20 protein-coding genes, 1 tRNA gene and 3 pseudogenes are annotated in these 24,874 nt (G+C 62.9%); 6 read left to right on the forward strand and 18 right to left on the reverse strand.

Annotated features, from left to right (window positions below; all coding sequences use genetic code 11):
• Positions 1–84: 84 nt before the first annotated feature.
• The 4 genes from BPET_RS20240 to BPET_RS26960 are packed head-to-tail and all read right to left on the reverse strand — an operon-like array spanning position 85 to position 5,428.
• On the reverse strand, positions 85–2,478 hold the full coding sequence (locus tag BPET_RS20240; RefSeq protein ID WP_012250879.1) for a restriction endonuclease subunit S: 2,394 nt from the start codon (positions 2,476–2,478) through the stop codon (positions 85–87).
• Complete coding sequence (locus BPET_RS20245; RefSeq protein ID WP_012250880.1) at positions 2,471–3,595, reverse strand: PDDEXK nuclease domain-containing protein; 1,125 nt, start codon at positions 3,593–3,595, stop codon at positions 2,471–2,473. The genes BPET_RS20240 and BPET_RS20245 overlap by 8 nt, the downstream gene beginning before the upstream one ends.
• Entirely contained in the window at positions 3,592–5,070 is a 1,479-nt protein-coding gene (locus BPET_RS20250) for a type I restriction-modification system subunit M (protein ID WP_012250881.1), read from the reverse strand. Before BPET_RS20250 ends, BPET_RS20245 begins: the two co-directional genes overlap by 4 nt.
• 25 nt (positions 5,071–5,095) lie before the next feature.
• Positions 5,096–5,428, reverse strand: coding sequence for a type I restriction-modification enzyme R subunit C-terminal domain-containing protein (locus tag BPET_RS26960; protein WP_158310092.1), 333 nt, complete (start codon positions 5,426–5,428; stop codon positions 5,096–5,098).
• A 91-nt stretch (positions 5,429–5,519) separates the two neighbouring features.
• On the opposite strand from BPET_RS26960, the gene BPET_RS20265 reads away from it, so the two are divergent.
• Positions 5,520–6,694 (forward strand): IS3 family transposase gene (locus tag BPET_RS20265; RefSeq protein WP_085970191.1). Its coding sequence is split into 2 segments (ribosomal slippage): positions 5,520–5,769 and positions 5,769–6,694, totalling 1,176 coding nucleotides; the frame shifts between segments, so codons are not numbered across the junction.
• A 41-nt stretch (positions 6,695–6,735) separates the two neighbouring features.
• On the opposite strand, the pseudogene hsdR reads toward BPET_RS20265, so the two are convergent.
• The 6 genes and pseudogenes from hsdR to BPET_RS20290 all read right to left on the reverse strand — a co-directional run.
• Positions 6,736–8,772: pseudogene (gene hsdR / locus BPET_RS20270) on the reverse strand (EcoAI/FtnUII family type I restriction enzme subunit R); the annotation flags it as partial.
• 111 nt (positions 8,773–8,883) lie between these two features.
• Positions 8,884–9,201 (reverse strand): HVO_A0114 family putative DNA-binding protein, encoded by a 318-nt coding sequence (locus BPET_RS27190; protein ID WP_012250884.1) that lies wholly within the window; start codon positions 9,199–9,201, stop codon positions 8,884–8,886.
• Between the two features lie 339 nt (positions 9,202–9,540).
• The gene (locus tag BPET_RS27380; protein WP_231852627.1) at positions 9,541–9,864 is read right to left on the reverse strand and encodes a site-specific integrase; all 324 of its coding nucleotides are present in this window, start codon (positions 9,862–9,864) and stop codon (positions 9,541–9,543) included.
• 19 nt (positions 9,865–9,883) lie between these two features.
• Positions 9,884–9,940: pseudogene (locus tag BPET_RS27385) on the reverse strand (hypothetical protein); the annotation flags it as partial.
• Between the two features lie 234 nt (positions 9,941–10,174).
• Positions 10,175–11,266, reverse strand: a complete 1,092-nt coding sequence (ychF, locus tag BPET_RS20285) for a redox-regulated ATPase YchF (RefSeq protein WP_012250886.1) — start codon at positions 11,264–11,266, stop codon at positions 10,175–10,177.
• A 216-nt stretch (positions 11,267–11,482) separates the two neighbouring features.
• A complete protein-coding gene (locus tag BPET_RS20290) occupies positions 11,483–12,967 on the reverse strand; it encodes an MFS transporter (RefSeq protein ID WP_012250887.1) in 1,485 nt (494 codons plus the stop codon).
• A gap of 135 nt (positions 12,968–13,102) precedes the next feature.
• Between BPET_RS20290 and BPET_RS20295 the strand changes: the two genes are divergently transcribed.
• A complete protein-coding gene (locus BPET_RS20295; RefSeq protein WP_012250888.1) occupies positions 13,103–13,735 on the forward strand; it encodes a helix-turn-helix transcriptional regulator in 633 nt (210 codons plus the stop codon).
• 31 nt (positions 13,736–13,766) lie between these two features.
• Here the strand turns inward: BPET_RS20295 and BPET_RS20300 are convergent, their stop codons facing one another.
• The 8 genes and pseudogenes from BPET_RS20300 to BPET_RS20335 all read right to left on the reverse strand — a co-directional run bounded on the left by BPET_RS20300 (position 13,767) and on the right by BPET_RS20335 (position 20,564).
• On the reverse strand, positions 13,767–14,534 hold the full coding sequence (locus tag BPET_RS20300) for a CPBP family glutamic-type intramembrane protease (RefSeq protein WP_407921191.1): 768 nt from the start codon (positions 14,532–14,534) through the stop codon (positions 13,767–13,769).
• Positions 14,531–15,127 carry an aminoacyl-tRNA hydrolase gene (gene pth, locus BPET_RS20305; protein WP_041864279.1) on the reverse strand — a complete coding sequence of 199 codons (597 nt, stop codon included), beginning with the start codon at positions 15,125–15,127 and terminating at the stop codon, positions 14,531–14,533. Before pth ends, BPET_RS20300 begins: the two co-directional genes overlap by 4 nt.
• 94 nt (positions 15,128–15,221) lie before the next feature.
• Positions 15,222–15,845 carry a 50S ribosomal protein L25/general stress protein Ctc gene (locus BPET_RS20310; protein WP_012250891.1) on the reverse strand — a complete coding sequence of 208 codons (624 nt, stop codon included), beginning with the start codon at positions 15,843–15,845 and terminating at the stop codon, positions 15,222–15,224.
• Positions 15,846–15,979: 134 nt separating this feature from the next.
• Complete coding sequence (locus BPET_RS20315) at positions 15,980–16,930, reverse strand: ribose-phosphate pyrophosphokinase (RefSeq protein WP_006227587.1); 951 nt, start codon at positions 16,928–16,930, stop codon at positions 15,980–15,982.
• A 130-nt stretch (positions 16,931–17,060) separates the two neighbouring features.
• Positions 17,061–17,137: transfer RNA gene (locus tag BPET_RS20320), tRNA-Gln, on the reverse strand.
• Between the two features lies 1 nt (position 17,138).
• Complete coding sequence (gene ispE, locus BPET_RS20325; protein ID WP_012250892.1) at positions 17,139–18,068, reverse strand: 4-(cytidine 5'-diphospho)-2-C-methyl-D-erythritol kinase; 930 nt, start codon at positions 18,066–18,068, stop codon at positions 17,139–17,141.
• Positions 18,069–18,077: 9 nt separating this feature from the next.
• The gene (gene lolB / locus BPET_RS20330; RefSeq protein WP_012250893.1) at positions 18,078–18,677 is read right to left on the reverse strand and encodes a lipoprotein insertase outer membrane protein LolB; all 600 of its coding nucleotides are present in this window, start codon (positions 18,675–18,677) and stop codon (positions 18,078–18,080) included.
• Positions 18,677–20,564 (reverse strand): annotated as a pseudogene (locus BPET_RS20335) (tetratricopeptide repeat protein). The gene lolB and the pseudogene BPET_RS20335 overlap by 1 nt, the downstream one beginning before the upstream one ends.
• On the opposite strand from BPET_RS20335, the gene mutM reads away from it, so the two are divergent.
• From mutM to BPET_RS20355, 4 genes are all read left to right on the forward strand, one after another.
• A complete protein-coding gene (mutM, locus tag BPET_RS20340; protein WP_012250895.1) occupies positions 20,563–21,390 on the forward strand; it encodes a bifunctional DNA-formamidopyrimidine glycosylase/DNA-(apurinic or apyrimidinic site) lyase in 828 nt (275 codons plus the stop codon). The pseudogene BPET_RS20335 and the gene mutM overlap by 2 nt on opposite strands.
• Positions 21,391–21,863: 473 nt before the next feature.
• On the forward strand, positions 21,864–22,817 hold the full coding sequence (locus BPET_RS20345) for an MBL fold metallo-hydrolase (protein ID WP_012250896.1): 954 nt from the start codon (positions 21,864–21,866) through the stop codon (positions 22,815–22,817).
• Positions 22,818–22,919: 102 nt separating this feature from the next.
• The gene (locus BPET_RS20350) at positions 22,920–24,602 is read left to right on the forward strand and encodes an FAD-dependent oxidoreductase (protein ID WP_012250897.1); all 1,683 of its coding nucleotides are present in this window, start codon (positions 22,920–22,922) and stop codon (positions 24,600–24,602) included.
• A 13-nt stretch (positions 24,603–24,615) separates the two neighbouring features.
• A complete protein-coding gene (locus BPET_RS20355) occupies positions 24,616–24,828 on the forward strand; it encodes a DUF2783 domain-containing protein (RefSeq protein ID WP_012250898.1) in 213 nt (70 codons plus the stop codon).
• The last annotated feature ends 46 nt before the right edge of the window (positions 24,829–24,874 follow it).

The raw sequence follows: 24,874 nt of genomic DNA on the forward strand, positions 1-24,874 counted from the left end.
CAGGAAGCATTCCTTGTGCTTCACGTCTGTCTGACCACCGTACAAGATGGGTTGCCGTGATGCGCATGAAAGCCCCTTCTAGAATCAAAGGCCTAGCCGCTGTTGCTGCGTGGTTCTTGGCGACAACCCGCGTGGGACGAAGTTTTCTTTGCGTAACCAGGAAAGCCAAGGTTTGAGATCAGACGGTGAAAAACGACCTTTGCGCTCGTGCCAATTTTCGCGCATATCGGTAATGATCTGTTCGTCGGTCGGCTGGGTGCCATCGATCAAGAAATCGTTCCAGACGGCAAAAAGTGTGGCGATGATCTCGACTTCTTTGGTCGTCTTGCCTGCCAGGGCGTAGATCAGGCGGTCAAATTCAGTCTTCTGGCCTGATGACATCAGCGATTCAGCTTTGGCGGCAGGCTCGGACAACGCAGACAAGCAGCGGTATTCCGTCTTCTTCCTACCGTTGGGTAGCAGCTTTTCATTGACCTCGAACCAATGCTTGCCTTGGCCTTGCCGCTCGAAATCATAAATCCATTTATCCAACGGGCCAGCGGCTTCACGCTCTGGCTGCAAATTCAACTTCAGCCCCACATGTGCCTGAGCCAGATACAACACTTTGGCAGCGGCAGTGCGCCCAAAATATTGAGCATTGGCGAGCTTGCCAAGCGTGTAGCAACCGATGGCGGCACGATAGTCCGCCAGGTTGTTGACGGTTGCGGATGGCCGAACAACTGGTGGCGGTTCTTCCTTGGCCTGTGAGTGCGCGTGTATCAGTGCGTTTAGAAGTTCAGTCCGTTTGCTGCTGGTCGCTTCTATCTGCTGATCCAGTGCATCACACATCACCATCAGTTCGTCGATTTTAGTGACAATACGAGTTTGCTCAGGGTGAGGAGGAAGCGATACTGGCATCTTGTTAAGAATGCCGTGATTAAGATTCGTCATGGTTGTTCCAACGGAGTTTCCTCCCAAAAACTCCCGGGTAATTTCTGTTTTGAAAATGGTCAATATATATTGCCGATAAATGCGATCGACAAAACGCAAGACAAAGCTACCAGTCCCGCATAAAAAGCCATCGGACTCGGCAGTAACAATGGCACATCGCCCCATTTCACCTCGTCTAGCCATAACTATGTCATTCGTATTTAATCTGTGCGAGTCAAGTTTTTTGGCCATAATCTCAGAAACGGTAACTGATGGATCATGAAATATTTTTCCATCAACCATGTGTGATGGATTGACCAAAGGAACCCCATCAACGATGTAATCACTTTTGTGAATCATGGAGCCGAAAGGCCCTGTGGAAATTTCTGTTGTTAAATCTCCGAATCTCACCCACTCCCACCCCTGCGGCAACGCATAAGGCTTTTCTTCTTCCGTCACCGGCGGCAATGGCTTGGTTTTTTTTATTTTGCCTTCCTGCACCAGCCGCTGTTTCTCGGCTTCGATCTCTTTCAGCAGCTCACTGGCGGGCTGGTCATTCGGGTCTTGGGGGACAAGCTTGCCCATGACGGCCAGTTGCAGGATGGCCTTGCGTAGTTCGGCGACGTTTCCCTTGATGGTGTAGAGCTCGCCGAAGTGTTCGGCGAGGAAGGTCTGGGCGCGCTGGTGCTGCCCAGGTTCAGCGACGTTCAGCAGTTGCTTGATGGCTGCGGCATGAACGGTCAGGCGCGCTCCCTGTTGTGCAGTACGCAGTTTTTCCAGTTCATCGCAACGCGCCATCAGTTCGTCGATTTTGGCGACGATACGGTGCTGCTCAGAGATTGGAGGTACAGGAACCAAGAAGGGATTCAGCTTTCCCAGGGAAATGTTAGCAATATTTGTCGTCTGACTTGCTGCGTCAATAAGTGACGAACGCGCATAGGATGTATTGAGTAAATGAAGAACATAAAGAGGAGCCACCTTGTGCGTGCGAAGTACACCAAGAAATCCACCAAATGTCGCCTCGTTCACCGGCATTTCTGAAACAACTGCAACTTTCCCAACTAATTCACGGCTATTTGCCATTGACATTACGATATCGTCTTGTCGTACAAGCTGGGAGTTCTTGGACATGAATGTGCGGTCAATATAAAGAAGATCGCTCCATTCAATTTTCTTTTGCACGTTCGCCGTTCTCAGGCAAGCAATGCGGCCACTTGCTGGCTCTTTGGTTTTTTCGCTTGCAGGAAAAGTGATGCCGCGAATTATGTCCGTAATTTCGCCAAGCCTTGCCCACTCCCACCCCTGCGGCAGGGCGTACGGCTTTTCTTCTTCAGCCACTGGTGGCAGCGGCTTGGGTTTCTTGATCTGACCTTCCTTCACCAGTTGCTGTTTCTCAGCTTCGATTTCTTGCAGCAGATCGCTTGCAGGCTGCTCGCTCGGATCTTGTGACACCAGCTTGCCCTGCATAGCCAACGTCAGGATCAGCTCACGCAGTTTCTTGATGCCATCGGGTGCAGCAAAGGCAGTGTCGAAGTGCTTTTCCAGCAGTTCGGCGGTATGCTTATTCATGCTCGCCCCCCAGTTCGCGCTCGATCTGTTCGATGCTGGGCAAAGCGCTTTTCAGGGTCTTCGGCAGGGCGCGGGTAATCTCGAAACTGGACACGCCGATGGGCTTGTCCACGCCACGCAGCGCGTACTCGGCCAGTACGCGATTGGGCTGTTGGCAAAGGATCAGGCCGATGGTGGGTTTGTCGCTCTCGTGGCGCAATTGGTCGTCAACAACGTTGCAGTAGAAATTCATCTTGCCGGCGTATTCGGGCTTGAAATCACCGCGCTTGAGGTCGATGACCACATAGCAGCGCAGTTTTAGGTGGTAAAACAGTAGGTCGATGTAGAAGTCATCGCCGCCAAGGTCGAGGTGATACTGGCGCCCGACGAAGGCGAACCCCTGGCCAAGCTCCAGCAGGAATTTCTCCAGGTGAGCAATCAGCCCGGTTTCCAGCTCGCGCTCATGGAAGCCCGCTTCCAGGGTCAGAAAGTCGAACAGGTAGGGGTCTTTTAGGGTTTGTTGCACGAGATCGGAATCCGGCGAGGGCAGGCGCAGCGCGAAGTTGCTGGCGGCGTTGCCCTGGCGACGGTGTGCGGTGGTTTCGATCTGCATCACCAGAATGTTGCGGCTCCAACCATTTTCAAGGGTGGCGCGCATATACCACTGGCGCGTGCTCGCATCCTTGACCTTGGCGATCAGCTCGGCGTGGTGGCCCCAGGGCACAGAAAGCAGAAGCTCGGGCGGAAATATCGAGGCCATGTCCGCGGTTTGTGCCACGGTCTGTGGCCTTTTCTTCCCGCCGGCCATTTGTGCCACGGGCTGTGGCACTTCTGTGCCCGCTGTGCGGGCACCCAGATGGGGGTACTCCCGGTAGAAGGCCAACATGCGCTTGATGTTGCGCTCTGAAAACCCCTTTTCTTCCGGCAACTCATTGTGCAGGTCTTTCGCCAGTCGGGGGATGACAGCGGCCCCCCAGCCTTCCTGTTTCTGGCGCTGGTCGATTAGCGCGCCGATATCCCAATACAGGCGGAGCAGTTCGGCGTTGACTGCCAGCACGGCTCGCGTCTGGGCATGGCGAATGCGCCGCTTGATATCAGCGAATAACGCTGGATAGTCAGTTGGCAAATGCGTGCTCATGCTACTCCCCCATCGGTAGCCTTGAGCGCAGCCAGCAGCTCGGTTTTCAGTGCTTGCTGGGCAACTTGCAACTGACGGGTGATGTCCAGGTATTCGGCCATCAACTCATCGGGGTCACCATGCTCGACAGCGACCTCATGCGGGTTCTTGCAGTCCAAGTTGTAGTTACGAGCAGCAAGATCCTTGGCCGAGACCTTCCAGGCGTTCTCGGTCGTCTTCCGCCCTTTGCGTGCGTGACCGCCCCACCAATCTTTCTCGAGGTCGAATTCCTCGATGGTGAGCGGCTTGGAGCGGGAATAGCTCTTATAGCCTTCCGGGTAGGGGTGCTCGAAGAACCATACGTCCTGGGTCGGGCCGCCCTTTTCGAAGAACAGGATATTGGTGGCGATGCTGGTATAAGGGGCGAACACGCCTTTGGGCAGGCGCACGATGGTATGCAGGTTGAACTCTTCCAGCAGCTCGCGCTTGAGCGTGGTTTTCACCCCTTCGCCGAACAGGAAGCCGTCCGGGAGCACCACGGCGGCGCGCCCGGTGTCGTGCTTGAGCAGGTGCGTGATCAATGCCATGAACAGGTCAGCAGTCTCGCGGGTCTGGTGCTTGGCGAGGAAGTTTTTCTCAATACCATCTTCTTCCATGCCGCCGAACGGCGGGTTGGTGATGATGATGTCCACCCGGTCGCGTGGGCCGTAGTCCTTGAAGGGGCGAGAGAGCGTGTTGTCGTGGCGGATCCGGGTAGGCACGTCGATGCCGTGCAGCATCATGTTGGTCATGGCGAGCATGTGCGGCAGGGGCTTCTTCTCGACGCCATGGATGTTCTCTTGCAGCAGCCGGTTGTCATCTGGCGTCTTGACCTGCTTCTTGAGGTGTTCGATGGCGCAGGTCAGGAATCCACCCGTGCCGCAGGCCGGGTCGAGGATGCTCTCGCCGAGTTTCGGGTCGAGGATATCGACTATGAACTGCGTGACCGCGCGTGGCGTGTAGTACTCGCCCGCGTTGCCGGCCGACTGCAGGTCGGAGAGGATTTTCTCGTAGACGTCGTTGAACAGGTGCCGGTCGCTGGACGAGTTGAAATCCACGTCCTCTTCAATGGTGTTGATCACCTGGCGCAGCAGCGTGCCGGACTTCATGTAGTTGTAGGCATCCTCGAACACCGAGCCGATCACCCGGCCTTGCGCGGACACGCCCGCCTTGGTGGCGAGCTGTTTCAAGGCAGGAAAAAGGTCGTTGTTGACGAAGTCGATCAGCTCTTCGCCGGTCATACCTTCCGGATCCTTGGCCCAGTTGCTCCAGCGAAAGCGGCTCTGCAGTGGCGAACGGTAGCTGGACTGGGTCAGTTCCCACTCCTGTTCCTTGTCGTCGAAGATCTTCAGGAACAACAGCCAGCAGATCTGGCTGATGCGCTGGGCATCGCCATCGACGCCGACATCCTTGCGCATGATGTCCTGGATGGCTTTGATAAGAGTTGCAAGTGACATGAATACTTCCTGGGTCTAGTTCTGGTCAGGCACGGTAGAGCTCACGCTCGAGCTCGCCCACGGCCTGTTGGTATTGGGTCTTGCCGCCAAAGGCACGCACCAGTTCGATCGGTGTGCCCAGGCGGTTGAAGGGAGCGATGGTGAGGATTTGCGTTTCCTCGATGGCGGCCACGCCTTCGTCGGCATACTTGTCGAGCAAGGCTTCGAGCACCTTTTGCGCTTGCTCGCCGTACTTGGCGAAGTAATGGCGCTTCTTGACCTGTTCGGCCCGCTCCTTGCGTGTGAGCGGAGGTTGATCCCAGGCCACGTGGCATAGCAGATCGAAGGGGTCGAAATCCTTGCCGGATTGCTTGTCCACCTCGTCGGCCAAAGCCTCGAAGAAGTGAGCTTGCCCGCAAAAAATGGATCCCTTGCTGAGTGTGTAAAACTCACGCAAGGAGGGAGGAAAGATGGGTAATCCGAGAGCTCGATATACGCAGGAATTCATGCTGGAAGCCGTGCGCATGGTCCGCGGCGGCCAGAGCATGGCGGCGGTGGCGAAGATACTGGGCATCAGCCCGAAGACGCTGCACAACTGGGTGAAGGCCGATGCCGCTGGGAAGCTGAACGGCGCAGGCAAACAGGTTTCTCCAGAACAGATGGAGATTGCCCGGCTGCGCGCGGAGTTGGCACGCGTGAAGATGGAGCGCGACATATTGGGAAAAGCCACGGCGTACTTTGCGAAGGTGTCGGCATGAAGTACGCCTGGATCGAGCTTCACAGCCGACAATGGCCGGTGTCCCTGAGCTGCCAGGTGCTGGGTGTCAGCCCCAGCGGTTACCACGCGCGCAAGGTGCGGGATGTCGATACTGACCGACCGCGCCGACGCATCAGCAACGACGCTCTGCTGGTGCACATCAAGGCCGTGCACGCTGAATCCAAAGGCGAGTACGGCTGGCCGCGCGTGTGGAAGCAACTGCTGGTCCAGGGCATTCGCGTCAGCAAGGATCGTGTCCAGCGGCTCATGAAGCTGCACGGCATCAAGGCGAAGACCAAACGCCGGTTCAAGGTCACGACCGACAGCAAACACAGCCTGCCGGTCGCACCGGACCTGCTGCAACGAGACTTCTCTCCCGCGCGTCCCGACCAGGTCTGGACTACGGACATCACGTACATCTGGACGGACGAGGGTTGGCTGTTTCTGACCGTCATTCTCGACCTGTTCAGCCGTCAGGTGGTGGGCTGGTCGATGCAGCCGCACATGCGCACGGAGCTGGTGTCTGATGCGCTGCGTATGGCGTGGTTTCGCCGCCGTCCGCAAGCGGGCCTGATCCTCCACAGTGACCGTGGCAGCCAGTATTGCAGTCATGACTTCCAGGACCTGCTCAAGGGCTACGGCATGCGCAGTTCGATGAGCCGTCGAGGCAATTGCTGGGACAACGCACCGACCGAGAGCCTGTGGGGATCGCTCAAGCGTGCACGCATCCTCGGCCAGCGCTTTGCAACGCGTCGCGAAGCGATGGACGAGGTAATCGACTGGTTGAGCTTCTACAATCATTCGCGCTTGCACTCGACGTTGGGCTACGTCAGCCCGATGCAATTCGAGCGGGACTGGTACGCCGCCCAGAACCAACGGGTGGCATAATCTCGCTCAGTTAAGGGATCCGAAATTCGCGGGCAACGTCAGAAGATGCCTTGATGAGCCAACTCGTCGATGACGGCCTGCTTCTTCTCGGCCTTGCTCCAATGGCGCAGGAAATCGTCGAGCGACGCGAACTCCTTGGCCAGGGTGTTGCGGGTGTAGTCCTTCAGGGACTCGGTGATCAGTTTACCGTTGGCGTCGAAGTACTGCACCCGCTCGGCCACCACCTTGACCTCGACGTTGGAGACAACGTAACGGCGCACGTTGCTGCCTTCCTCACCTGGCAAGGGTTCGGCTACGCCGCCGGGGGACGTGGGGTTGTCGTCCGGCGTGGGATAGGTGAATTCATCGTCAGGCGACGCCTCCCCATCTTCTTCATCTGGAGGAAGCGGTGGCTCGCCTGGGCCTGGCTCATAGATCTGCACCGGATCGCCGTCGAAAGCCGGATCGGCGAACAGTTCGGTCGCTTTCTTGAAATCAAGGATAGTGAACCAATATTTGTCGAAGTCTTCGTTGATACGCGTTCCTCGACCGATGATCTGCTTGAATTCGGTCATCGACTGGATGCGCTGATCCAGCACGATGAGCTTGCAGGTCTGGGCATCAACGCCCGTGGTCATCAGCTTGGAAGTGGTCGCGATAACGGGGTATTTGCTTTCCGGGAAGATGAAGTTATCCAACTCCATCTTGCCTTCTTCATTGTCGCCGGTGATGCGCACGACATAGCGGTGGTTCTGCGCGACCAGGTCGGCATTTTCGTTGACCAGCGCCTGGCGCATGCGTTCGGCATGGTCGATGTTGTCGCAGAAGACGATGGTCTTGTCGAAGCGGTTGCTGGCCTTCAGGTATTCACTGATCTTGCGCGCCACCACGTGCGTGCGCTGTTCCAGTACCAGCGTCTTGTCAAAATCACGCTGGTTATAGATACGGTCTTCGATCTCGTTGCCGTGCTTGTCAAGCATGCCCTTGTCGGGACGCCAGCCGGTCAGGTCTTTGTCCAGATCGATGCGCACTACCTTGTAGGGTGCGAGAAAGCCATCGTCGATGCCCTGGCGTAGCGAGTAGGTATAAATGGGCTCGCCGAAATAGTCGATATTGGATACGTCCTTGGTTTCCTTGGGCGTAGCGGTCAGGCCGATCTGTGTGGCGGAATGGAAATACGTCAGGATCTCGCGCCAGGCCGAATCTTCGGCGGCGCTGCCTCGGTGGCATTCGTCGATCACGATCAGATCGAAGAATTCCGGACTGAACTGCTTGTAGATGTTCCGTTCTTCTTCGTTACCGGTGACGGCCTGGTAAAGCGATAGGTAGATTTCATAGGACTTGTTGGCCTGCCGCTTCTGGATCTTGGTCATCGCAGCGCCGAACGGCTTGAAGTCGTTGGTCATGGTCTGATCGACCAGGATGTTGCGGTCAGCCAGGAACAGGATGCGTTTCTTGGCGCGCGACTTCCACAACCGCCAGATGATCTGGAAGGCGGTATAGGTCTTGCCTGTGCCCGTGGCCATCACCAGCAGAATGCGTTTCTGCTCTTTGGCTATCGCCTCGATGGTCTTGTTGATGGCGAGCAATTGATAGTAACGGGGCGTCTTGTTGCTGCCGTCGCTGTAGTAATCCTGGGCAACCAGGGCCTGTTGCTGTGTGCTCAGCCCTTGATGCTGTGCCCACCATTGCCACAGCGTATCGGCATTGGGGAACTCGTCCAGGCTCAGTTCGCGCTCGATCACGCCGTCCTTGGCGATCTTGTTGTGGAACAGGAAGCCATCTCCATTGCTGCTGAATACGAAAGGCACTTGCAGCATTTCGGCATAGCCAAGGGCCTGTTGCATGCCCGAGCCGATGGCATGCTTGTTGTCCTTGGCTTCGATGACGGCGATGGGCAGGTTGGGCTTGTGGAAAAGCACATAGTCGGCGCGCTTGTGCTGACCACGTGTGTGCAGTTTGCCGCGCACGATAATGCGTCCCTTGGTCAGCAGGAACTCTTCTCGCACCTGGGTCAGGACGTCCCATCCGGCCTTTTCTAACGCTGGCGTGATGAACTTGGTGCAGATGTCACGTTCGCTGAGCGTCTGCTTATTCATAGGATGTAGTTCCTTCCATGCTGCCTTTCCCCATTGTTCCTGCCTGTCGTTCGGTGCTCGACGCGCGACCTTGGAGCTGTGTAGCGACGTCATCCTCTTCGTCCATGACACTCAATCCAACACAACCAGAAATTCGGTTGCTAACGCAGTCGGCTGAACATCGCGAACATTGCGTTGCAGTGAAACCAGTCCGTAATCGGCCATCGTCTTCAGAGTGCGCGACAGGTTTGGCACCTTGCGGCCGCTGAGCTCAGCCAGCTCCGTCAAAGACTTAGGCTGCTTGTTGTGGATCAGGTGCAGCAGGTGGCGGTTGTCATCCGATAGCACGGCAGCCAGCGACGCCAAGGAAGGGAACAAGATGCTGGGAATCTCGCCGCCCTGCGGTGGCGGGCAATCCAGTTGCTGAACACCGACAACGCAGCGTTTCATGCGCACAAGCCCAAAGACACATTGACTTACAATAATATCAGCCAGTTATAAGCATTGCCGAACAACCAGGGGAAACCTTGATGCGGCGACAACAAATGGGGTAATCCAATAAAAATTACCTCAATACACCAAAGTGGCTACCCCATTCCCTGCGCCCATCTCTGATCCAGCAGCAGCGCCTGTTTTACGTCGTCCGGACCTTGCTGCTTTCCACGTGGGCAAGCTGCCGCTCAATTGCATCAGGCCGGTATCCGTTCTCATTGACCCGAGTTGAAAAGGTCGTTCGCCAGCAATGCGGCGTCGCACCCCGGCCCAGGCTTATGTCGCGCATCGCGTAGGTCAGTCGATTGGCGTAGTGAAACCTTTGCCGCTCCGATGCGGGAACAGATAGCGTCCACCCGTGATGCGCTGCAAGTCTTTTAGTGCCGCAATGGCCTGCGTTGACAACGGGCTGACATGGTCACGCCGCGCTTTCATCTTCGCCCCAGGCCGACGCCACAGCGCATCCTCAAAGTCGAACTCGCCCCACTCGGCATCCGCCGCTTTCCCTAGACAGCAAGCGGCCAGCGCAATCAGCCGCGAGCACAATGAGGTTTCCGGATAGCCCCGGTAGCCAGCCGCTCGCCTCCGCGAGACGTACTTGAGGAAAACCGCCAATAGCAAAGAGGTTTTCCTTGCCTTGCAGGCGGTACTTCCACCGCCAGAGCTTGCCACCGGTGGCTTTGACCAGCAGGAACAGGCCCCCGCCGTCTGAAAGTTTCCACTTTCAATCAGTCGATTTGGCCGACCTGACCTTGAGGTCGGTGAGTAGATTCTCGGGCATCGTTGGACTCCACTGAGGGGAGATGTACCCCCCACGGTTGAACACGAGTACCCCAACAATGGGCCTGACACCGATGTGTGCAGACGCTCCATACCTCGGTGTCTGACACCCTGCGGGAGTCAGACACCTGGCGAGATCCAGCGAAAACCGTCAGACGTTAAACAAGAAGTTCATCACGTCCCCATCCTGCACCACATACTCTTTCCCTTCCGCACGCATCTTGCCCGCTTCTTTCGCGCCCTGTTCGCCTTTGCAGGCGATGAAGTCGTCGAAGGAAATCGTCTGCGCGCGGATGAAGCCGCGTTCGAAGTCGGTGTGGATGACGCCGGCGGCTTGCGGCGCGGTGGCGCCGATGGGGATGGTCCAGGCGCGCACTTCTTTCACGCCCGCGGTGAAGTAGGTTTGCAGGCCCAGCAGCTTGAAGGCGGCGCGGATCAGGCGGTTCAGGCCCGGCTCGTCCATGCCCATGTCGGCCAGGAAGGCCTGGCGGTCTTCGTCGGGCAGGTCGACGATTTCGGATTCGATGGCCGCGCAAATGGCCACCACCGGCGCGTTCCGCGCGGCGGCGAACTCGGTCAGGCGCTCCAGCAGCGGGTTGTTGGTGAAACCATCGTCGCTGACGTTGCCCACGTACATGGCGGGCTTGGCGGTAATGAAGCACAGCTGCTTGATCAGCGCGGCTTCTTCGTCGCTAAGGTCGACCGAGCGCACCGGCTTGGCCTGGTTGAGCGCGGCAATGCATTTTTCCAGCGCGGCCACCAGGCGCTGCGCTTCCTTGTCGCCCGAGCGCGCGGTCTTGGAATGGCGGTGCAGGGCCTTCTCGGCCGTCTGCAGGTCGGCCAGCGCCAGTTCGGTCTCGATGACTTCGATGTCGGCAATCGGATCGACCTTGCCCGCCACGTGGATGACGTTGGGGTCTTCGAAGCAGCGCACCACGTTGACGATGGCGTCGGTCTCGCGGATGTGCGACAGGAACTGGTTGCCCAGGCCTTCGCCCTGGCTGGCGCCAGCCACCAGGCCGGCGATGTCGACGAACTCTACCGTGGCCGGCAGGATGCGCTCGGGCCCGACAATCTCGGCCAGCTTCTGCAGGCGCGGATCGGGCACTTCCACCACGCCCACGTTGGGCTCGATGGTGCAGAAGGGGTAGTTTTCCGCCGCGATGCCCGCGCGGGTCAGGGCGTTGAAAAGCGTCGATTTGCCCACGTTGGGCAGGCCGACGATGCCGCATTGCAGAGCCATGTAAGTCCTTGATTTATCTAGGCACCATCGAACCCAACGTGGGCGTGGTGGAAGCGCCCGACCTGCGCCGGCGCTAACCGGCGGCTGTCTGTCAGGCCGTGGAACCGCCCGCCGGGCCTACCGGCGCCGCGGCGATTTTGTCCACGTTTTGTCCATGAAAGCGGGGATTTTACCCGAGGGATGCTCTGGCAAGCGGCGGGGATGCTGGTCAAGGATTTACCACTTCGCAACTTGTGGCGACGACAACGTCGTCGCCTCGTCTCCCGGCGGGCCGCTGCGCAGGGCCGCGCCCTGCCTGATGGCGGTAGCGACGCGCGCGGCGCTGAAGATCGCCAGCAACGGCGCGAGCGCCAATACGGAAAACAGCCACCATGCCGCGCCCGAGGTGCCTGCGACGCCGCCCGGTTCGCTCAAGCCGCCCAGGTTGGCCAGCATGCCGGCCAGCGCCGACCCCAGGGCCGTGGCAAATAACTGCACCGTGGTGATCGATGTCGCGGCGGCATCCTGGTCACCGGCGGGCGCGACTTGCAGAATACGGGTCAGCAGGTGCGGCCAGCCCAGTCCGATGCCGAAGCCCACCAGCGCGAGCCCCAGGCTGGCGCACGCCAGCACGAGGCCGTCGCCTTGCGCATGCAGGGGCATGGTGAATGCCAGGATGACCATGCCGGCCAGCACCAGCGCCGGGCCGCTGACGATGGCCCGGCGCAGGGCGGCTCCCGTCCACCCCGAACTCCAGATTTCAGACACCGTCCAGCCCGCCGCCATCAGCGCGGCCATGTAGCCCGACAGTAGCGGCGTGCGGGCATGCAGGGTTTGCAGGAAGTACGGCACGAAGGTCTCGCTGGTCATGCCCATTACCAGCAAGCCTATGGTGAGATACAGCGGCAGCAAGGGCGAAGTCAGGCGCAGGGCATTCTTGGGCAAAAGCCGCGTGTCGCTGGTGAAATCCTTGCGCACCAGCAGCCACACCAGGATGACGGCCAGCCCAAGGCCACCCAGGTTCCACCTGGGATCGGGTGAGATGCTGCCCGCGCTGACCGCCAGCACCGCCACCGTCAGCAACAGCAATTGCGTGACGGGCAGCCTGGTGGATTGGCCGGCCTGGCCGCGCGTGCGGGCAGGCAACACCAGCCACACGAGCAGTGCGTACAGCAGCGTCAGCGGCGCCAGCGAGCCGAACGCCGCCCGCCATGCATCCATTTGCGCAAACACTCCGCCCACTGCGGGGCCCAGCAGGGTCGCCACCCCCCACATGCCGGAGATCAGGGCCATTGCCCGGGGCCATAGCCGCTCATCGAATACGGCATAGATCATTGCGTAGCACAACGCGAACAGAAAGCCGCCGCCCAGCCCCTGCAGGGTGCGGCCCAGCAACATCACCGGCATGGCTGGCGCCAGCGCACACACCAGGCTGCCCGCGATAAAAAGCACACCGGCGGTGGCATACGCGCCGCGCGAGCCCGCCATTGCCAGCAGCCTGGCCGTCAGCGCCGACCCCAGGATGGAGGCCACCACGAACAGGGTGGTGTTCCAGGCGTAGAGATCGAGACCGCCGATGTCCTGGACCACGGACGGCAGCACCGTCGTGGCGACGTAGATGTTGATGGCATGCAGTGCCACCCCGCCCGACAACGCGATGGAACATCCCAGGTTCTTGCCGGAGAACAGATCCCGCCAGCTTCCTTCTTGTTGCGTAGACATGAGAATTTCCGAACAGAGGGGCGATACGCATCGTTGCCAGGATTGGCGGGATGCACTACATTAATAAAACAAGAATTTACTTTGAATATTAGTAAGCACGTCCCGTATTTGTCAACACAACACTTGGAAAATTCGATGAGCACAGGATCGTCGACCGCCGACCGGCTGCTGTACCTGCTGAAGACGCGCGGCCCCCTACAGGCGGCCGACGCGGGCGCAATGCTGGGCATGACAGCCGAAGCCGCGCGCCAGCAGTTCACCAAGCTGGCCGCGTCAGGCCTGGCCGAGGCCTACTCGGAAGCGCGTGGTGTGGGCCGTCCCAGCCAGTTCTGGAAACTGACGGCCGCCGGCCATGGACGCTTTCCCGACGCGCACGCGGACCTGACGGTCCAACTGATCGACACGGTGCGCCAGGCTTTTGGCGAGCAGGCCATCGAACGCCTGATCGACATGCGCGAACAGAAAAGCCGTGAGGGGTATTTGCGCGAGATGAGCGGCGCGCCAGACTTGAAAGAACGCGTGGCACGCCTGGCCCGGTTGCGCTCGCGGGAAGGCTATATGGCCGAGTACGAAGAACTGGAAGACGGCGCCTTTCTGTTCATAGAGAACCATTGCCCGATCTGCGCCGCTGCCACGGCGTGCCAGGGGTTCTGTCGGGCGGAACTGATGGTGTTTGAACAGGTGCTGCAGGCGAAGGTGGAGCGAACCGAGCACCTGCTGCGGCAAGCGCGCCGTTGCGCCTACAAGGTGAGCCCCTTGCCGGATTGAGGGCGTGTGTGTGGGAGAGGGCGTGATGCCACTACCCTATTCCCAGCACCACCACAATCAACAGCATCGGTCCGGCATTGAAGATGCTATGCAGCGCCACGGACGCGCCGATGCCGCGCCGCACGCGGATCCAGCCCAGCACCAGGCCGGTGGCCCATTGCGGCAGCACCAGCAGGGGCAGCATCCAGTAGGCTGTGTCGACCAGCACGAAATTGTTCAGGTGCACCACCGCGAACGCGACCGACGACAGGTGGTAGACCATGCCAAAGCGCATCAGGTAACGGCGGCGCCAGCCCATTTGCCAGCGCGCCCGCGCCACCTTGGCGCGCCGCAGCGGCAGGCAGGCCAGCAGCACGACCGCGGCCGCCCACGCCAGCGTCCAGCCGTGCACGCCCCACAGCAGCGGCGGCAGGATGGCCGGGCATACCCACAGCGCCTGCCTGGGGCGGCGCAGGCCGTAGCGAAACAGCATTTCCTCGATCAGCGGCGCCCACAGCACCGCGTTCAACCAGGGAATGGCGGATGGGTCGATGCGATGCACGGCGCCGCCCGCGCCCGCCGCCGTGACGGCGATGGGCCCCAGCGCGAAGAAATTCAGGCCCCACAGAACGGCTGCCCAGGCCAGTAACCGGCGCAGCGGCACGTCAGGCAGCCAGTCGTTACGCAGCCCGCTGGGCGTGCGCCGGCCAGGCAGGCGCCGCACATCCGGGGCGAACAGGAAGCGCAGGAAATCGGCCAGCTCGTCGCGGAACCGCAGCCTGGCGGGCAAGGTTGCTGGGGCCGCAGGCATGTGGCTCAGGCCCCGTTGCCGCTGTGCAGCTGGCGTGTGGCAAGCGCGAAGTCGCCGTCCAGCATGGCCGGCACCACGGCGCGGCAGCGGTGGATAACGTCGTCGATTGCGGTTTGTTCGTCGCGCCGGGGCGGATGCAGCACGAAATCGGCCACCTGCTGGGCCAGGCCCAGTGTGCGGGGGTGGCCGATGCCGATGCGCAGCCGCCAGAAATTGGGGCTGCCCAGGGCAGCCTGGATGTCTTTCAGGCCATTGTGGCCGGCATGCCCGCCGCCCTGCTTGAGCTTGACCTGGCCCGGCAGCAGGTCCAGTTCGTCATGCAGCACCAGCACCTGTTCGGGCGCCAGTTTGTAGAAGCGCGCCAGCGCCCCCACAGCCTGCCCCGAGCGGTTCATGTACGTGATCGGCTTGACCAGCAGCACGTTCTCGCCCGCGTGGCGCGCCTTGGCCACCATGCCGAAGAAGCTTTTTTCCAGCGCGAAGGTGGCGCGCAGGTCGTCGGCCAGATGGTCGGCCAGCCAGAAGCCGGCGTTGTGGCGGGTGGTTTCGTAATCGGGCCCGGGGTTGCCCAGGCCCGCGATCAGGCGGATGGCGGTAGACATGATGGGCATGTATAAAACACAAAAAACCCTGCGCATGCAAGCCGCACGCGCAGGGTTTCGGCCCGGCCCCTAGGGTTGCTGGGGGCCAGGGGGCTTAGGCAGCCGGGGTTTCCGCGGCCGCGGCGTCGCCGCCTTCGTCGGCAGCGGCAGCGCCGCCGCCCTTGACCAGCGCCGAGGCCAGCACCGGGTTGGCATCGCTGCCGTGGGCCACATAGGTGACACCCTTGGGCAGCTTGACGTCAGACAGGTGGACCGAGCCGCCGCCCAGCAGGTTGCCCAGGTCGACTTCGATGTACTGGGGCAGCGCGGCCGGCAGGCAGGTGATTTCCAGTTCGGTAACCACGTGGCTGATGATGGCGCTGCTGAGCTTGACCGCGGGCGAGTTTTCGCCGTTGATGAAGTGCAGGGGCACCTTGGTGTGCAGGGCCTGGTTGGCGTCGACGCGCTGGAAGTCGACGTGCAGAACTTGCGGCTTGTAGGCGTGCCATTGAACCGAACGCAGCAGCACGGCTTCTTCCTTGCCGTCGAGCTGCATTTGCAGGATCGAGGCGTGGAATTCTTCCTTGCGCAGGGCGTGGTAGATCTCGTTGTGGTCGAGTTCGATGTTCAGGGGGGCAGCCGACCCGCCATAAACGATGGCGGGAACGCGGCCCGCGCGGCGCAGGCGGCGGCTCGCACTCGAACCCTGGACGCTACGCGCAGTGGCATTGAATTTCATGGATGACTCCAGACAATCTGGCAGCGGCGAAGCTGCCGGTTAAGTGGCACGGCGCGCGACATGCGCGCCGTGTTGTTCGCCCGTCTGCCGCGACCAGCAGGCAGGCAAATTCGGGTTTCGGTGCTGGCGCCGGGTTAATCGACGAACAGCGAGCTGACCGATTCGGCGTTGGAAATACGCAGAATGGTCTCGCCCAGCAGTGCCGCGCACGACAGCTGGCGGATTTTACCGCTGGCCTGGCCTTGCTCGGACAGCGGAATGGTGTCGGTGACGACGAGCTCGTCGAGTTCCGACGCTTCGATGCGGTCGATGGCGCCGCCCGACAGCACGGGGTGCGTGCAATAGGCGTAGACGGCGCCGGCGCCGCGGTCTTTCAGGGCCTGCGCCGCCTTGCACAGCGTGCCGGCGGTGTCGACCATGTCGTCCATGATGATGCAGGTGCGGCCATCGACTTCGCCGATGATGTTCATGACTTCGGACACATTGGCGCGCGGGCGGCGCTTGTCGATGATGGCCAGGTCGGCCTCGAGCTGCTTGGCCAGCGCGCGGGCGCGAACCACGCCGCCGATGTCGGGCGACACGACCACCAGGTTCGAGAAATTGCGGCGCCAGATGTCGCCCAGCAAAATGGGGCCGGCGTAGATGTTGTCGACCGGAATATCGAAAAAGCCCTGGATCTGGTCGGCGTGCAGGTCCATGGTGAGCACGCGGTCGACTCCGGCCACTTGCAGCATGTTGGCCACGACCTTGGCCGAGATGGCCACGCGCGCCGAACGCGGGCGGCGGTCCTGGCGGGCATAACCGAAGTACGGAATGGCGGCGGTGATGCGGCCCGCCGACGCGCGGCGCAAGGCGTCGACCATGACCATGATTTCCATCAGGTTGTCGTTGGTGGGCGCACAGGTGGGCTGCAGTACGAAAACGTCTTTGCCGCGCACGTTCTCGTTGATCTCGACCATGACTTCGCCATCGGAGAAGCGGCCCACCGTCATTTTGCCCAGGGACATGTCGAGGTGGTTGACTACATCCACGGCCAGCCGCGTGTTGGCCGTACCCGTGAAGATCATGAAGCTGTCGTTTGCCATGATGGAAGCTGCGATGGTCGTTTATGACGCGAACGTGTGCTGCAGCCGGAAAACCGGCAAATAAAAAAAGCTGCTGAACCGTGGCCAGTGTCTGACAGGCGCGTTCAACAGCTTTTTTATTGATATTTGGTGGCTGGGGAGGAAGGATTCGAACCTTCGCATGCCGGAATCAAAATCCGGTGCCTTAACCAGCTTGGCGACTCCCCAACTATCTTGCGATCCAGTTCCGCAACGGATGCTCGGCCAACCCGGGACATGCCCGCACTAACCGGAACCCTGGCTGCGTGTGGCCGGCAGTTTCACCGGCGACGCGCATTGTAGCGGTAATTTCCTGCTGCGCCAAAACGGCTTGCTGCATGGTGGCGTACCGGGCGAACAAACACGCGCCAGACCCCGACATGCGGGCGTGTATGCCACGCCCCGACAGCCACTGCGCCGCCCCGAGAACTTCAGGGTAACGCCGGTAGACCACCGGTTCCAAGTCGTTTCTGCCAAAAAGATCCCGACCGCCGCCGGCACTGCCGGCCACATCGAAATCTTGCGAAGCAAGAAAGTCCGCTATTGTGACTGAAGGTGTGTCACGTGTCAAATCGGGGTCGGCAAAAATGCCAGCCGTGGGCACGCTGGCGTCGGGTTGCACGACCAGGTACACGGCCGGCGGCAGCGCCACCGGGGCCAGTTGCTCGCCCACGCCTTCGGCAAACGCCGGCTGGCCATACACGAACACCGGCACGTCGGCGCCCAGGGGCAGCGCCAGGGCCATCAGGTCGCTGCGCGACAGCCCCGTGCCCCACAGGCGGTTCAGGGCGATCAGGGTAGTGGCGGCATCGCTGGAGCCGCCGCCCAGCCCGCCCCCTTGCGGAATGCGTTTTTCCAGGCTGATGACGGCGCCCTGGCGGGTGCCGGTGGCCTGCTGCAGCGCGCGCGCGGCGCGCAGGGTCAGGTCGTGTTCGGGCGGCACGCCAGGCAGGTCGGCGGCGCGCTCGATGCGGCCATCGGCCCGCGCCTCGAAATGCAGGGTGTCGCACAAGTCGATGAAGCCGAACACGGTCTGCAGCAGATGGTAGCCGTCGGGCCGGCGCCCCACCACATGCAGGAACAGGTTCAGCTTGGCCGGCGCGGGAACGTCGTACAACATGGCCAGCGCTCAGGGCTGGCTGACGGCCAGCCGCACGACGATGCGGCGCCCCGGCTCGGTACGCTGCAGCACCAGCAGGCCGGGGCCCTGGTCGTCGTAGCGCGACAGGCGCGCCTGCCAGCCGTCTTGCTCGAACGACAGCGGACGACCTTGGGCATCGCTTTGCAGCTTGCCGGCCGGCGCGTCGTCGGCCACCCGGCCGCGCAGCCAGTCGCGCAAGCCGGACACCGGCACGGGGCTGCCCAACGCCTCTTCAACCAGCGCATCGGGGGTGTCGGCCTGCAGCACCGTGCCGTCGGCCTTGGTCAGGGTGGCGTGGCCGGGCCGCCCTTCCACGCGGGCTTCGGTGGAGCCCAGCGGATTGGTGAGGTCGAGCTGGTAGCGCCGGCCGTCGTCGCGCCATGTGAAGCCGCCCTGCACCGCCTGCTGCTCGCCCGAGGATTCCGTCATGGTGATGGCGAAGCGGCCGCCGCGCGAAAAAGCGCCTTCGGCGGTGCCGGACGGCGCGTCGGGCACGCTGGCGCAGCCGGCCAGCAAGGCGCACAGCCCCGCCGCCAGCCAGCCGCGCACGCGCCAGGCCGTCTGGCACAGGCTACCCGCCGCTGCCATCACAGCTTGACCCCCAGCCGCCTGGCGGTGTCGAGCAGCGTTTCGTTCTTGGGATCTTTCTTGTAGCCGGCATGCAGCATCTCTTCGGCTTGCTGGCGCTTGCCTTCGGCCCACAGCACCTCGGCCAGGTGGGCGGCAATGTCGGCCTCGGGACGCTGCGCATACGCGCGCGAGAGATAGTCGAGCGCGGCCGGCTTGTCGCCCATGCGAAATTTGACCCAACCCATGCTGTCCAGAATGAAGGGGTCGTCGGGCTGCAGTTCGAGCGCTTGCGTGATGAGGTCGAGCGCCTCGGGCAGGCGCTGGTTGCGGTCGGCCAGCGTATAGCCCAGCGCGTTGTAGGCATGGGCGTGGTCGGGGTCCAGCGCGATGACCTGGCGCAGCTGCGTTTCGAGCTCGTCGTAGCGGCCCTGGCGTTCGTACAGCATGGCCAGCTCGTACTTGATTTCGACCGTGTCGGGCTGGGCCTGGTTGGCGGCTTCCAGCGTGGCCACCGCGTCGTCGACGCGGCCGGCCTCGCGCAGGATCTGCGCCTTGGTCAGCACGCCCTGCACCTGGTCGTCTTCGTCGTGCGGCTGGGCGGCCTCGATCATGGACAGGGCCTCGTCGATGCGGCCCTGCTTGGCGCGCAGCCCGGCCTGGCGCATCTGGGCCGAATAGCGCAGAGACGGGTCGTCGACCTGGCCCAGCTGGGCGATGGCTTCGTCGTAGCGGCCCTGGTCTTCGGCAATGCGCGACAGCAGCACGCGCGCGTCGGCCTCGGCCGCGCCGGCATCGGAGGCGCCCGGCGTGATGGCCTCTTGGCGCTGGTTCTGCACGTCGAGATATTGTTCCAGCAACACGCGCGCCTGGTCTTTGCGGCCGGCCTTGTAGGCCAGCTGCGCCTGCATGAACAGCAGGTCGAAATCTTCGGGCGAGCGGCGCGACATGGCCTGTAGTTCAGCCAGCGCGCTGTCGTAGTCGCCCCGGTCGGCCATCTGGCCGGCCAGCGACAGGTGCAGCTTGCGCGCATCGGGATGCTTGGCCAGGAACACCCGCGCCTCGATTTCCGCGCGCTGCGGGTCGACCCGCGCGCCATATTCGAGCACGCGTTGGGCCGCGGGTTCGGAATCGGGGGCTGCCGCCAGCGCGGCGCGGGCTTCGTCGGCGGCGCGGCTGTAGTCGCCCGCGGCCTGGGCCACGTCGGCCAGCGCCAGGTGCGCCTCGGGCAGCTTGCGCACCGGGGGGCTGAGCGATTCATCGAGAATGCGCAGGGCCAGCCGGCGATCGTTCAGGCGGCCCAGCACGCCCAGCGCCTGGGCAATAGCGGCGGGCTTGTCGGCCGACGCATCGATGCGCGAGCGCAACGCGGTAGACAGCCCCGCGGTTTGCCCATTGGCCGCCGCCAGCGCCAGTTCGGTAGACGAGGCTTCGACGTCGGCGGGCGCCAGCCGCGACCATTCGCGCGCGGCATCCAGCGCGCCGGGCAGGTTGCCGCCAGCCAGCTGGAATTCCAGGGCGCGCCGCGCCAGCCGCGGATCGCCGGTCTCGCGCGCGAGGTTCACCAGCGTGGACGCGGCCGTGCCGTACATGCCGCGCTGAGCAGCGATTTCAGAGGCCAGCACCCGATAAAAAATATCGGCGGTCAGCGTGACCAGCGGCGTCTGGCCCGGGCGCAGGCGAATGACCTGTGTTTCGGGCGTGCGCGACTGGGGCACCAGGCGCGGCCCGGTGGCATCGCCCGGAAGCCGGTCGGCCGCCAGGGCCGGCAAGGGCTGCAAACCCGCCAGCGCCAACGCCAGCACGGTAACGACGGAATGAACTTGTTTAAGCGACGACTTCACGCGGCCTGTCCGGTTGATGGCACAATCATCTGTACACGTAATCGATCATCTTACACTGGCTCATGCCGGAACTCCCCGAAGTCGAAACCACGCGCCGAGGGATCGACGCCGTCATCACCGGCAAGACCCTGCGGCGCCTGCTGGTGCGCGAATCGCGCATGCGCTGGCCCATTCCCGCCGACCTTCCCGGCCTGCTGTCCGGCCGCGCCGTGCTCGAATGCGCGCGCCGCGGCAAGTACCTGCTGCTGCGCTTCGAACACGGCACGCAGATCGTGCACCTGGGCATGTCGGGATCGCTGCGCAGCGTGCCGGCCGGCGAAGCGCCGCGCAAGCACGACCACGTCGACTGGATCTTCGACCACGCCACCTTGCGGCTGCACGACCCGCGGCGCTTCGGCGCAGTGCTGTGGCACCCCGATACGGCCGGGCCCATTGCCGCCCACCCGCTGCTGGCCAGGCTGGGCATCGAACCCTTCGACCCGCGCTTCGACGGCGCATGGCTGCACAGCCAGTTCCGCAACCGCGCCATCGCCGTCAAGCAGGCCCTGCTGGCCGGCGACGCCGTAGTGGGCGTAGGCAACATCTATGCGTCAGAGAGCCTGTTCCGCGCCGGCATCGACCCCCGCACCCCGGCGCGGCGCATCTCGCGGGCGCGCTGCGCGCGGCTGGCCGACATGGTGCGCGCCACCCTGGCCGACGCACTGGCCTCGGGCGGCAGCACCCTGCGCGACTACGTAGGCGCCAGCGGCCAGCCCGGCAGCTACTTCGAAATCCACGCCGCCGTCTACGAACGTGCCGGCCTGCCCTGCCGCGTCTGCGGCACCCCCATCCGCCGCCTGGTCCAGGGCCAGCGCGCCACGTATTACTGCCCCTCCTGCCAGAAACGGTAGCCCCCCAAGTAACGGCAACCAGCGAATAAAGGCAGCCAGTTAAAAGGAAGCCAACTAAAAGGCAACCAGCCAAAGGCCCCCCAACACGCCACCGCACACAAGCGCCCCCGGCATGCCCCCGCCCCAGTTCCATGGCGTGTGGCCGGGCGGCGGCGGCGCGTTGGGCGGCGGGGCAGCCTGCGCAGCAGGCCGAGGGCGCGTGCTTGCGCCCGAGCCCGGCGCACGGGCGCCGCTGCCGCCCGGCCACACGCCGCGGAACGGCCCAAGCAAACAACCAGGGCAATCGCAACGCTTCCCCCCGCAAACGACCCAACAACGACCATCACAGCCCCGTCCAAGCCCCCACCTAGCCAAGCCACCTCCCATTCGTTCGTTTATAGCAAACGTATTGCATAACAACGAACCAAAGACTATATTCCCCTTCATCGCCGCCGCCCCGCCGCGGCCGGCCCCATGACACACCAGGAGACACCGTGAGCAAGCAATTCGCCTCGCACGCCGACCTTACCGACAAAGTCGTATCGTTCGACAAACTGTCCGACAACGCCTACGCCTACACCGCCGAAGGCGACCCCAACACCGGCGTCATCATCGGCGACGAAGCCGTCATGGTGGTAGACACCCAGGCCACGCCCGTCATGGCCCAGGACGTGATCCGCCGCATCCGCGAAGTCACCGACAAGCCCATCAAATACATCCTGCTGTCGCACTACCACGCCGTGCGCGTATTCGGCGCCTCGGCCTACAACGCCCAGGAAATCCTGGCCAGCCGCGACACCTACGACCTTATCGCCGAGCGCGGCGAACAAGACAAAGCCAGCGAAATCGGCCGTTTCCCGCGCCTGTTCCGCAACGCCGAATCGATCCCGCCCGGCCTGGTCTGGCCCACCATGACCTTCCAGGGCTCCATGACCGTCAACCTGGGCAACCTCGAAGTCCATCTGCTGCAAGTGGGACGCGGCCACACCAAGGGCGACACCATCGCCTGGCTGCCCGAACAGAAAATCCTGTTCGCCGGCGACCTGGTCGAATACCAGTCCACCCCGTATTGCGGCGACGCCTACTTCCGCGATTGGCCCGCCACGCTGGACGCGCTGGCCACGTTCAACGCCGAGAAAATGGTGCCCGGCCGCGGCCCCTCGCTGAAGAACGCCACCGAAGTGCGCCAGGGCCTGGCCGGCACCCGCGCCTTCCTGACCGACCTGTACAGCGCCGTGAACCGCGGCGTGGCCGACGGCAAAGACCTCAAGACCATCTATCGCGAGGTGTACGACTTCATGCGCCCGCGCTACAGCGACTGGGTCATTTTCGACCACTGCATGCCGTTCGACGTATCGCGCGCCTACGACGAAGCCACCGGGTACGACCACCCGCGCATCTGGACGGACAAGCGCGACCTGGAAATGTGGCAACAGCTGGAAGGCTGAGAAAAAATACGCCCGTCATAAGCTGCACAGGCCGCGCCAGCGCCCCTCAGAGGGCGCGGCGGCGCGCCGTGGCGAGCCCGCCTCGCCCTCAGGAGACACTGCGTGACCGACATCGATTACCAGGCGCTGGAGTTCGCCTATCAGAAACACGCCGACCAGTCGTGCCCGTCGCCCGCCTCGCACCGCGTGGTGGTCGTGGGCGCGGGCCCGGTGGGCCTGACCACGGCGCTCGACCTCGCGCAGCGCGGCGTGCGCGTGGTGGTGCTGGATGACGACTACCGCCTGTCCACCGGCTCGCGCGCCATCTGCTTCGCCAAGCGCACCCTCGAAATATGGGACCGCCTGGGCGTGGGCCAGCGCATGGCCGGCAAGGGCGTGTCGTGGCACGTGGGCAAAGTGTTTTTCCGCGACCAGGAAGTCTGGCGCTTCGACCTGCTGCCCGAGCCAGGCCACCGCCGCCCCGCGTTCGTGAACCTGCAGCAATACTATGTGGAAGGCTTCCTGCACGAGGCCGCCTGCGCGCACCCGCTGATCGACCTGCGCTGGAAAAGCAAAGTCGTGGGCGTGACGCAGCGCCCCGACGGCGTGGCGCTGTCGGTCGAAACGCCCGACGGCCCCTATGCGCTGCAGGCCGAATGGCTGATCGCCTGCGACGGCGCGCGCTCGCCGGTGCGCAAGCTGCTGGGCCAGGAAAGCCATGGCCGCGTCTTCAAAGACCGCTTCCTGATCGCCGACGTCAAGATGACGGCCGACTTTCCGGCCGAACGCTGGTTCTGGTTCGACCCGCCCTTCCACCCCAACCAGTCGGTGCTGCTGCACATGCAGCCCGACAACGTCTGGCGCATCGATTTCCAACTGGGCTGGAACGCCGACCCCGTCGAGGCGGTAAAACCGGCCAACGTGCTGCCGCGCATCCGCGCCCTGCTGGGAGCCGATACCCAGTTCGAGCTGGAATGGGTCAGCGTATATACCTTCGCGTGCGAGCGCATGGACGCCTTTCGCCACGGGCGCGTGGTGTTCGCGGGCGACGCCGCGCACCGCGTGTCGCCCTTCGGCGCGCGCGGCGCCAACAGCGGCGTGCAAGACGCCGACAACCTGGCCTGGAAACTGCAGGCCGTGCTGGACGGCGCGGCGCCCGAATCGCTGATCGACACCTATGCCCTTGAGCGCGAACAGGCGGCTGACGAAAACCTGCTGAACTCCACGCGCTCTACCGACTTCATCACGCCCAAGAGCGAGGTCAGCCGCAACTTCCGCAACGCGGTACTGAACCTCGCGCGCGAGCATCCCTTTGCCCGCGCGCTGGTCAACAGCGGGCGGCTGTCGCTACCCAGCACGTATGCTGATTCGCCGCTCAATACGCCGGACGACGACACCTACGCGGGGCGGCTCGCGCCCGGCGCGGTGGCGCTGGATGCGCCGGTGCGCGCGGCCGACGGCAGCGACGCCTGGTGGCTCGCGTTCCTGGACGGCCGCTTCGCGCTGGCGCTATTCTGCGGCGGCAGCCAACCCGACGGCGCCACGCTGCAGGCGCTGCAGAACCTGCGCCACGACAGCAGCGTGCCGCTGCGCATCGTGCTGGTGGGCGACGGCAGCGTGCCGCTGGAAGCCGCGCCGGGCATCGACACCGTATACGACCACGAGGGCTGCCTGACGCAGCGCTACGATGCCCGCCCGGACACCTGCTACCTGTTGCGGCCCGACCAGCACGTGGCGGCGCGCCGCCGCACGTTCGACGCGGCCGCCATCGCCGGCGCCCTGGCGCGGGCAATGGGCCATGCCTGAAGGAACCGACACCATGCCCCTGACGATCGACACCAACCTGCCGGCCCCGGATGCATTCTACGAGGCACTGATCGACACGCACCGCGACCTGAGCGACGCCCAGAGCGCCGAGCTGAACGCCGCCCTGATCTTGTTGCTGGCCAATCACATCGGCGACATGGACATCATTCGCGACGCGCTGGCGCGCGCGCGGCGTTCGGTGCTGCCGGGCGGCGAAGCCGGCTGAAACCCGAAGGGCTCGTGAAGCCCTGGTGACAGCCCGAGGAAGGCCC

Source organism: Bordetella petrii (assembly GCF_000067205.1).
GTDB lineage: Bacteria > Pseudomonadota > Gammaproteobacteria > Burkholderiales > Burkholderiaceae_B > Bordetella_A > Bordetella_A petrii.

Excerpts from the sequence above, each read along its gene's own strand:
- BPET_RS20240 (WP_012250879.1), bottom strand. The coding sequence starts at position 2,478 with ATGAATAAGCATACCGCCGAACTGCTGGAAAAGCACTTCGACACTGCC.
- BPET_RS20245 (WP_012250880.1), bottom strand. The coding sequence starts at position 3,595 with ATGAGCACGCATTTGCCAACTGACTATCCAGCGTTATTCGCTGATATC.
- BPET_RS20250 (WP_012250881.1), bottom strand. The coding sequence starts at position 5,070 with ATGTCACTTGCAACTCTTATCAAAGCCATCCAGGACATCATGCGCAAG.
- BPET_RS27190 (WP_012250884.1), bottom strand. The coding sequence starts at position 9,201 with ATGAAACGCTGCGTTGTCGGTGTTCAGCAACTGGATTGCCCGCCACCG.
- ychF (WP_012250886.1), bottom strand. The coding sequence starts at position 11,266 with ATGGCTCTGCAATGCGGCATCGTCGGCCTGCCCAACGTGGGCAAATCG.
- BPET_RS20290 (WP_012250887.1), bottom strand. The coding sequence starts at position 12,967 with ATGTCTACGCAACAAGAAGGAAGCTGGCGGGATCTGTTCTCCGGCAAG.
- BPET_RS20295 (WP_012250888.1), top strand. The coding sequence starts at position 13,103 with ATGAGCACAGGATCGTCGACCGCCGACCGGCTGCTGTACCTGCTGAAG.
- pth (WP_041864279.1), bottom strand. The coding sequence starts at position 15,127 with ATGTCTACCGCCATCCGCCTGATCGCGGGCCTGGGCAACCCCGGGCCC.
- BPET_RS20310 (WP_012250891.1), bottom strand. The coding sequence starts at position 15,845 with ATGAAATTCAATGCCACTGCGCGTAGCGTCCAGGGTTCGAGTGCGAGC.
- BPET_RS20315 (WP_006227587.1), bottom strand. The coding sequence starts at position 16,930 with ATGGCAAACGACAGCTTCATGATCTTCACGGGTACGGCCAACACGCGG.
- ispE (WP_012250892.1), bottom strand. The coding sequence starts at position 18,068 with ATGTTGTACGACGTTCCCGCGCCGGCCAAGCTGAACCTGTTCCTGCAT.
- lolB (WP_012250893.1), bottom strand. The coding sequence starts at position 18,677 with ATGGCAGCGGCGGGTAGCCTGTGCCAGACGGCCTGGCGCGTGCGCGGC.
- mutM (WP_012250895.1), top strand. The coding sequence starts at position 20,563 with ATGCCGGAACTCCCCGAAGTCGAAACCACGCGCCGAGGGATCGACGCC.
- BPET_RS20355 (WP_012250898.1), top strand. The coding sequence starts at position 24,616 with ATGCCCCTGACGATCGACACCAACCTGCCGGCCCCGGATGCATTCTAC.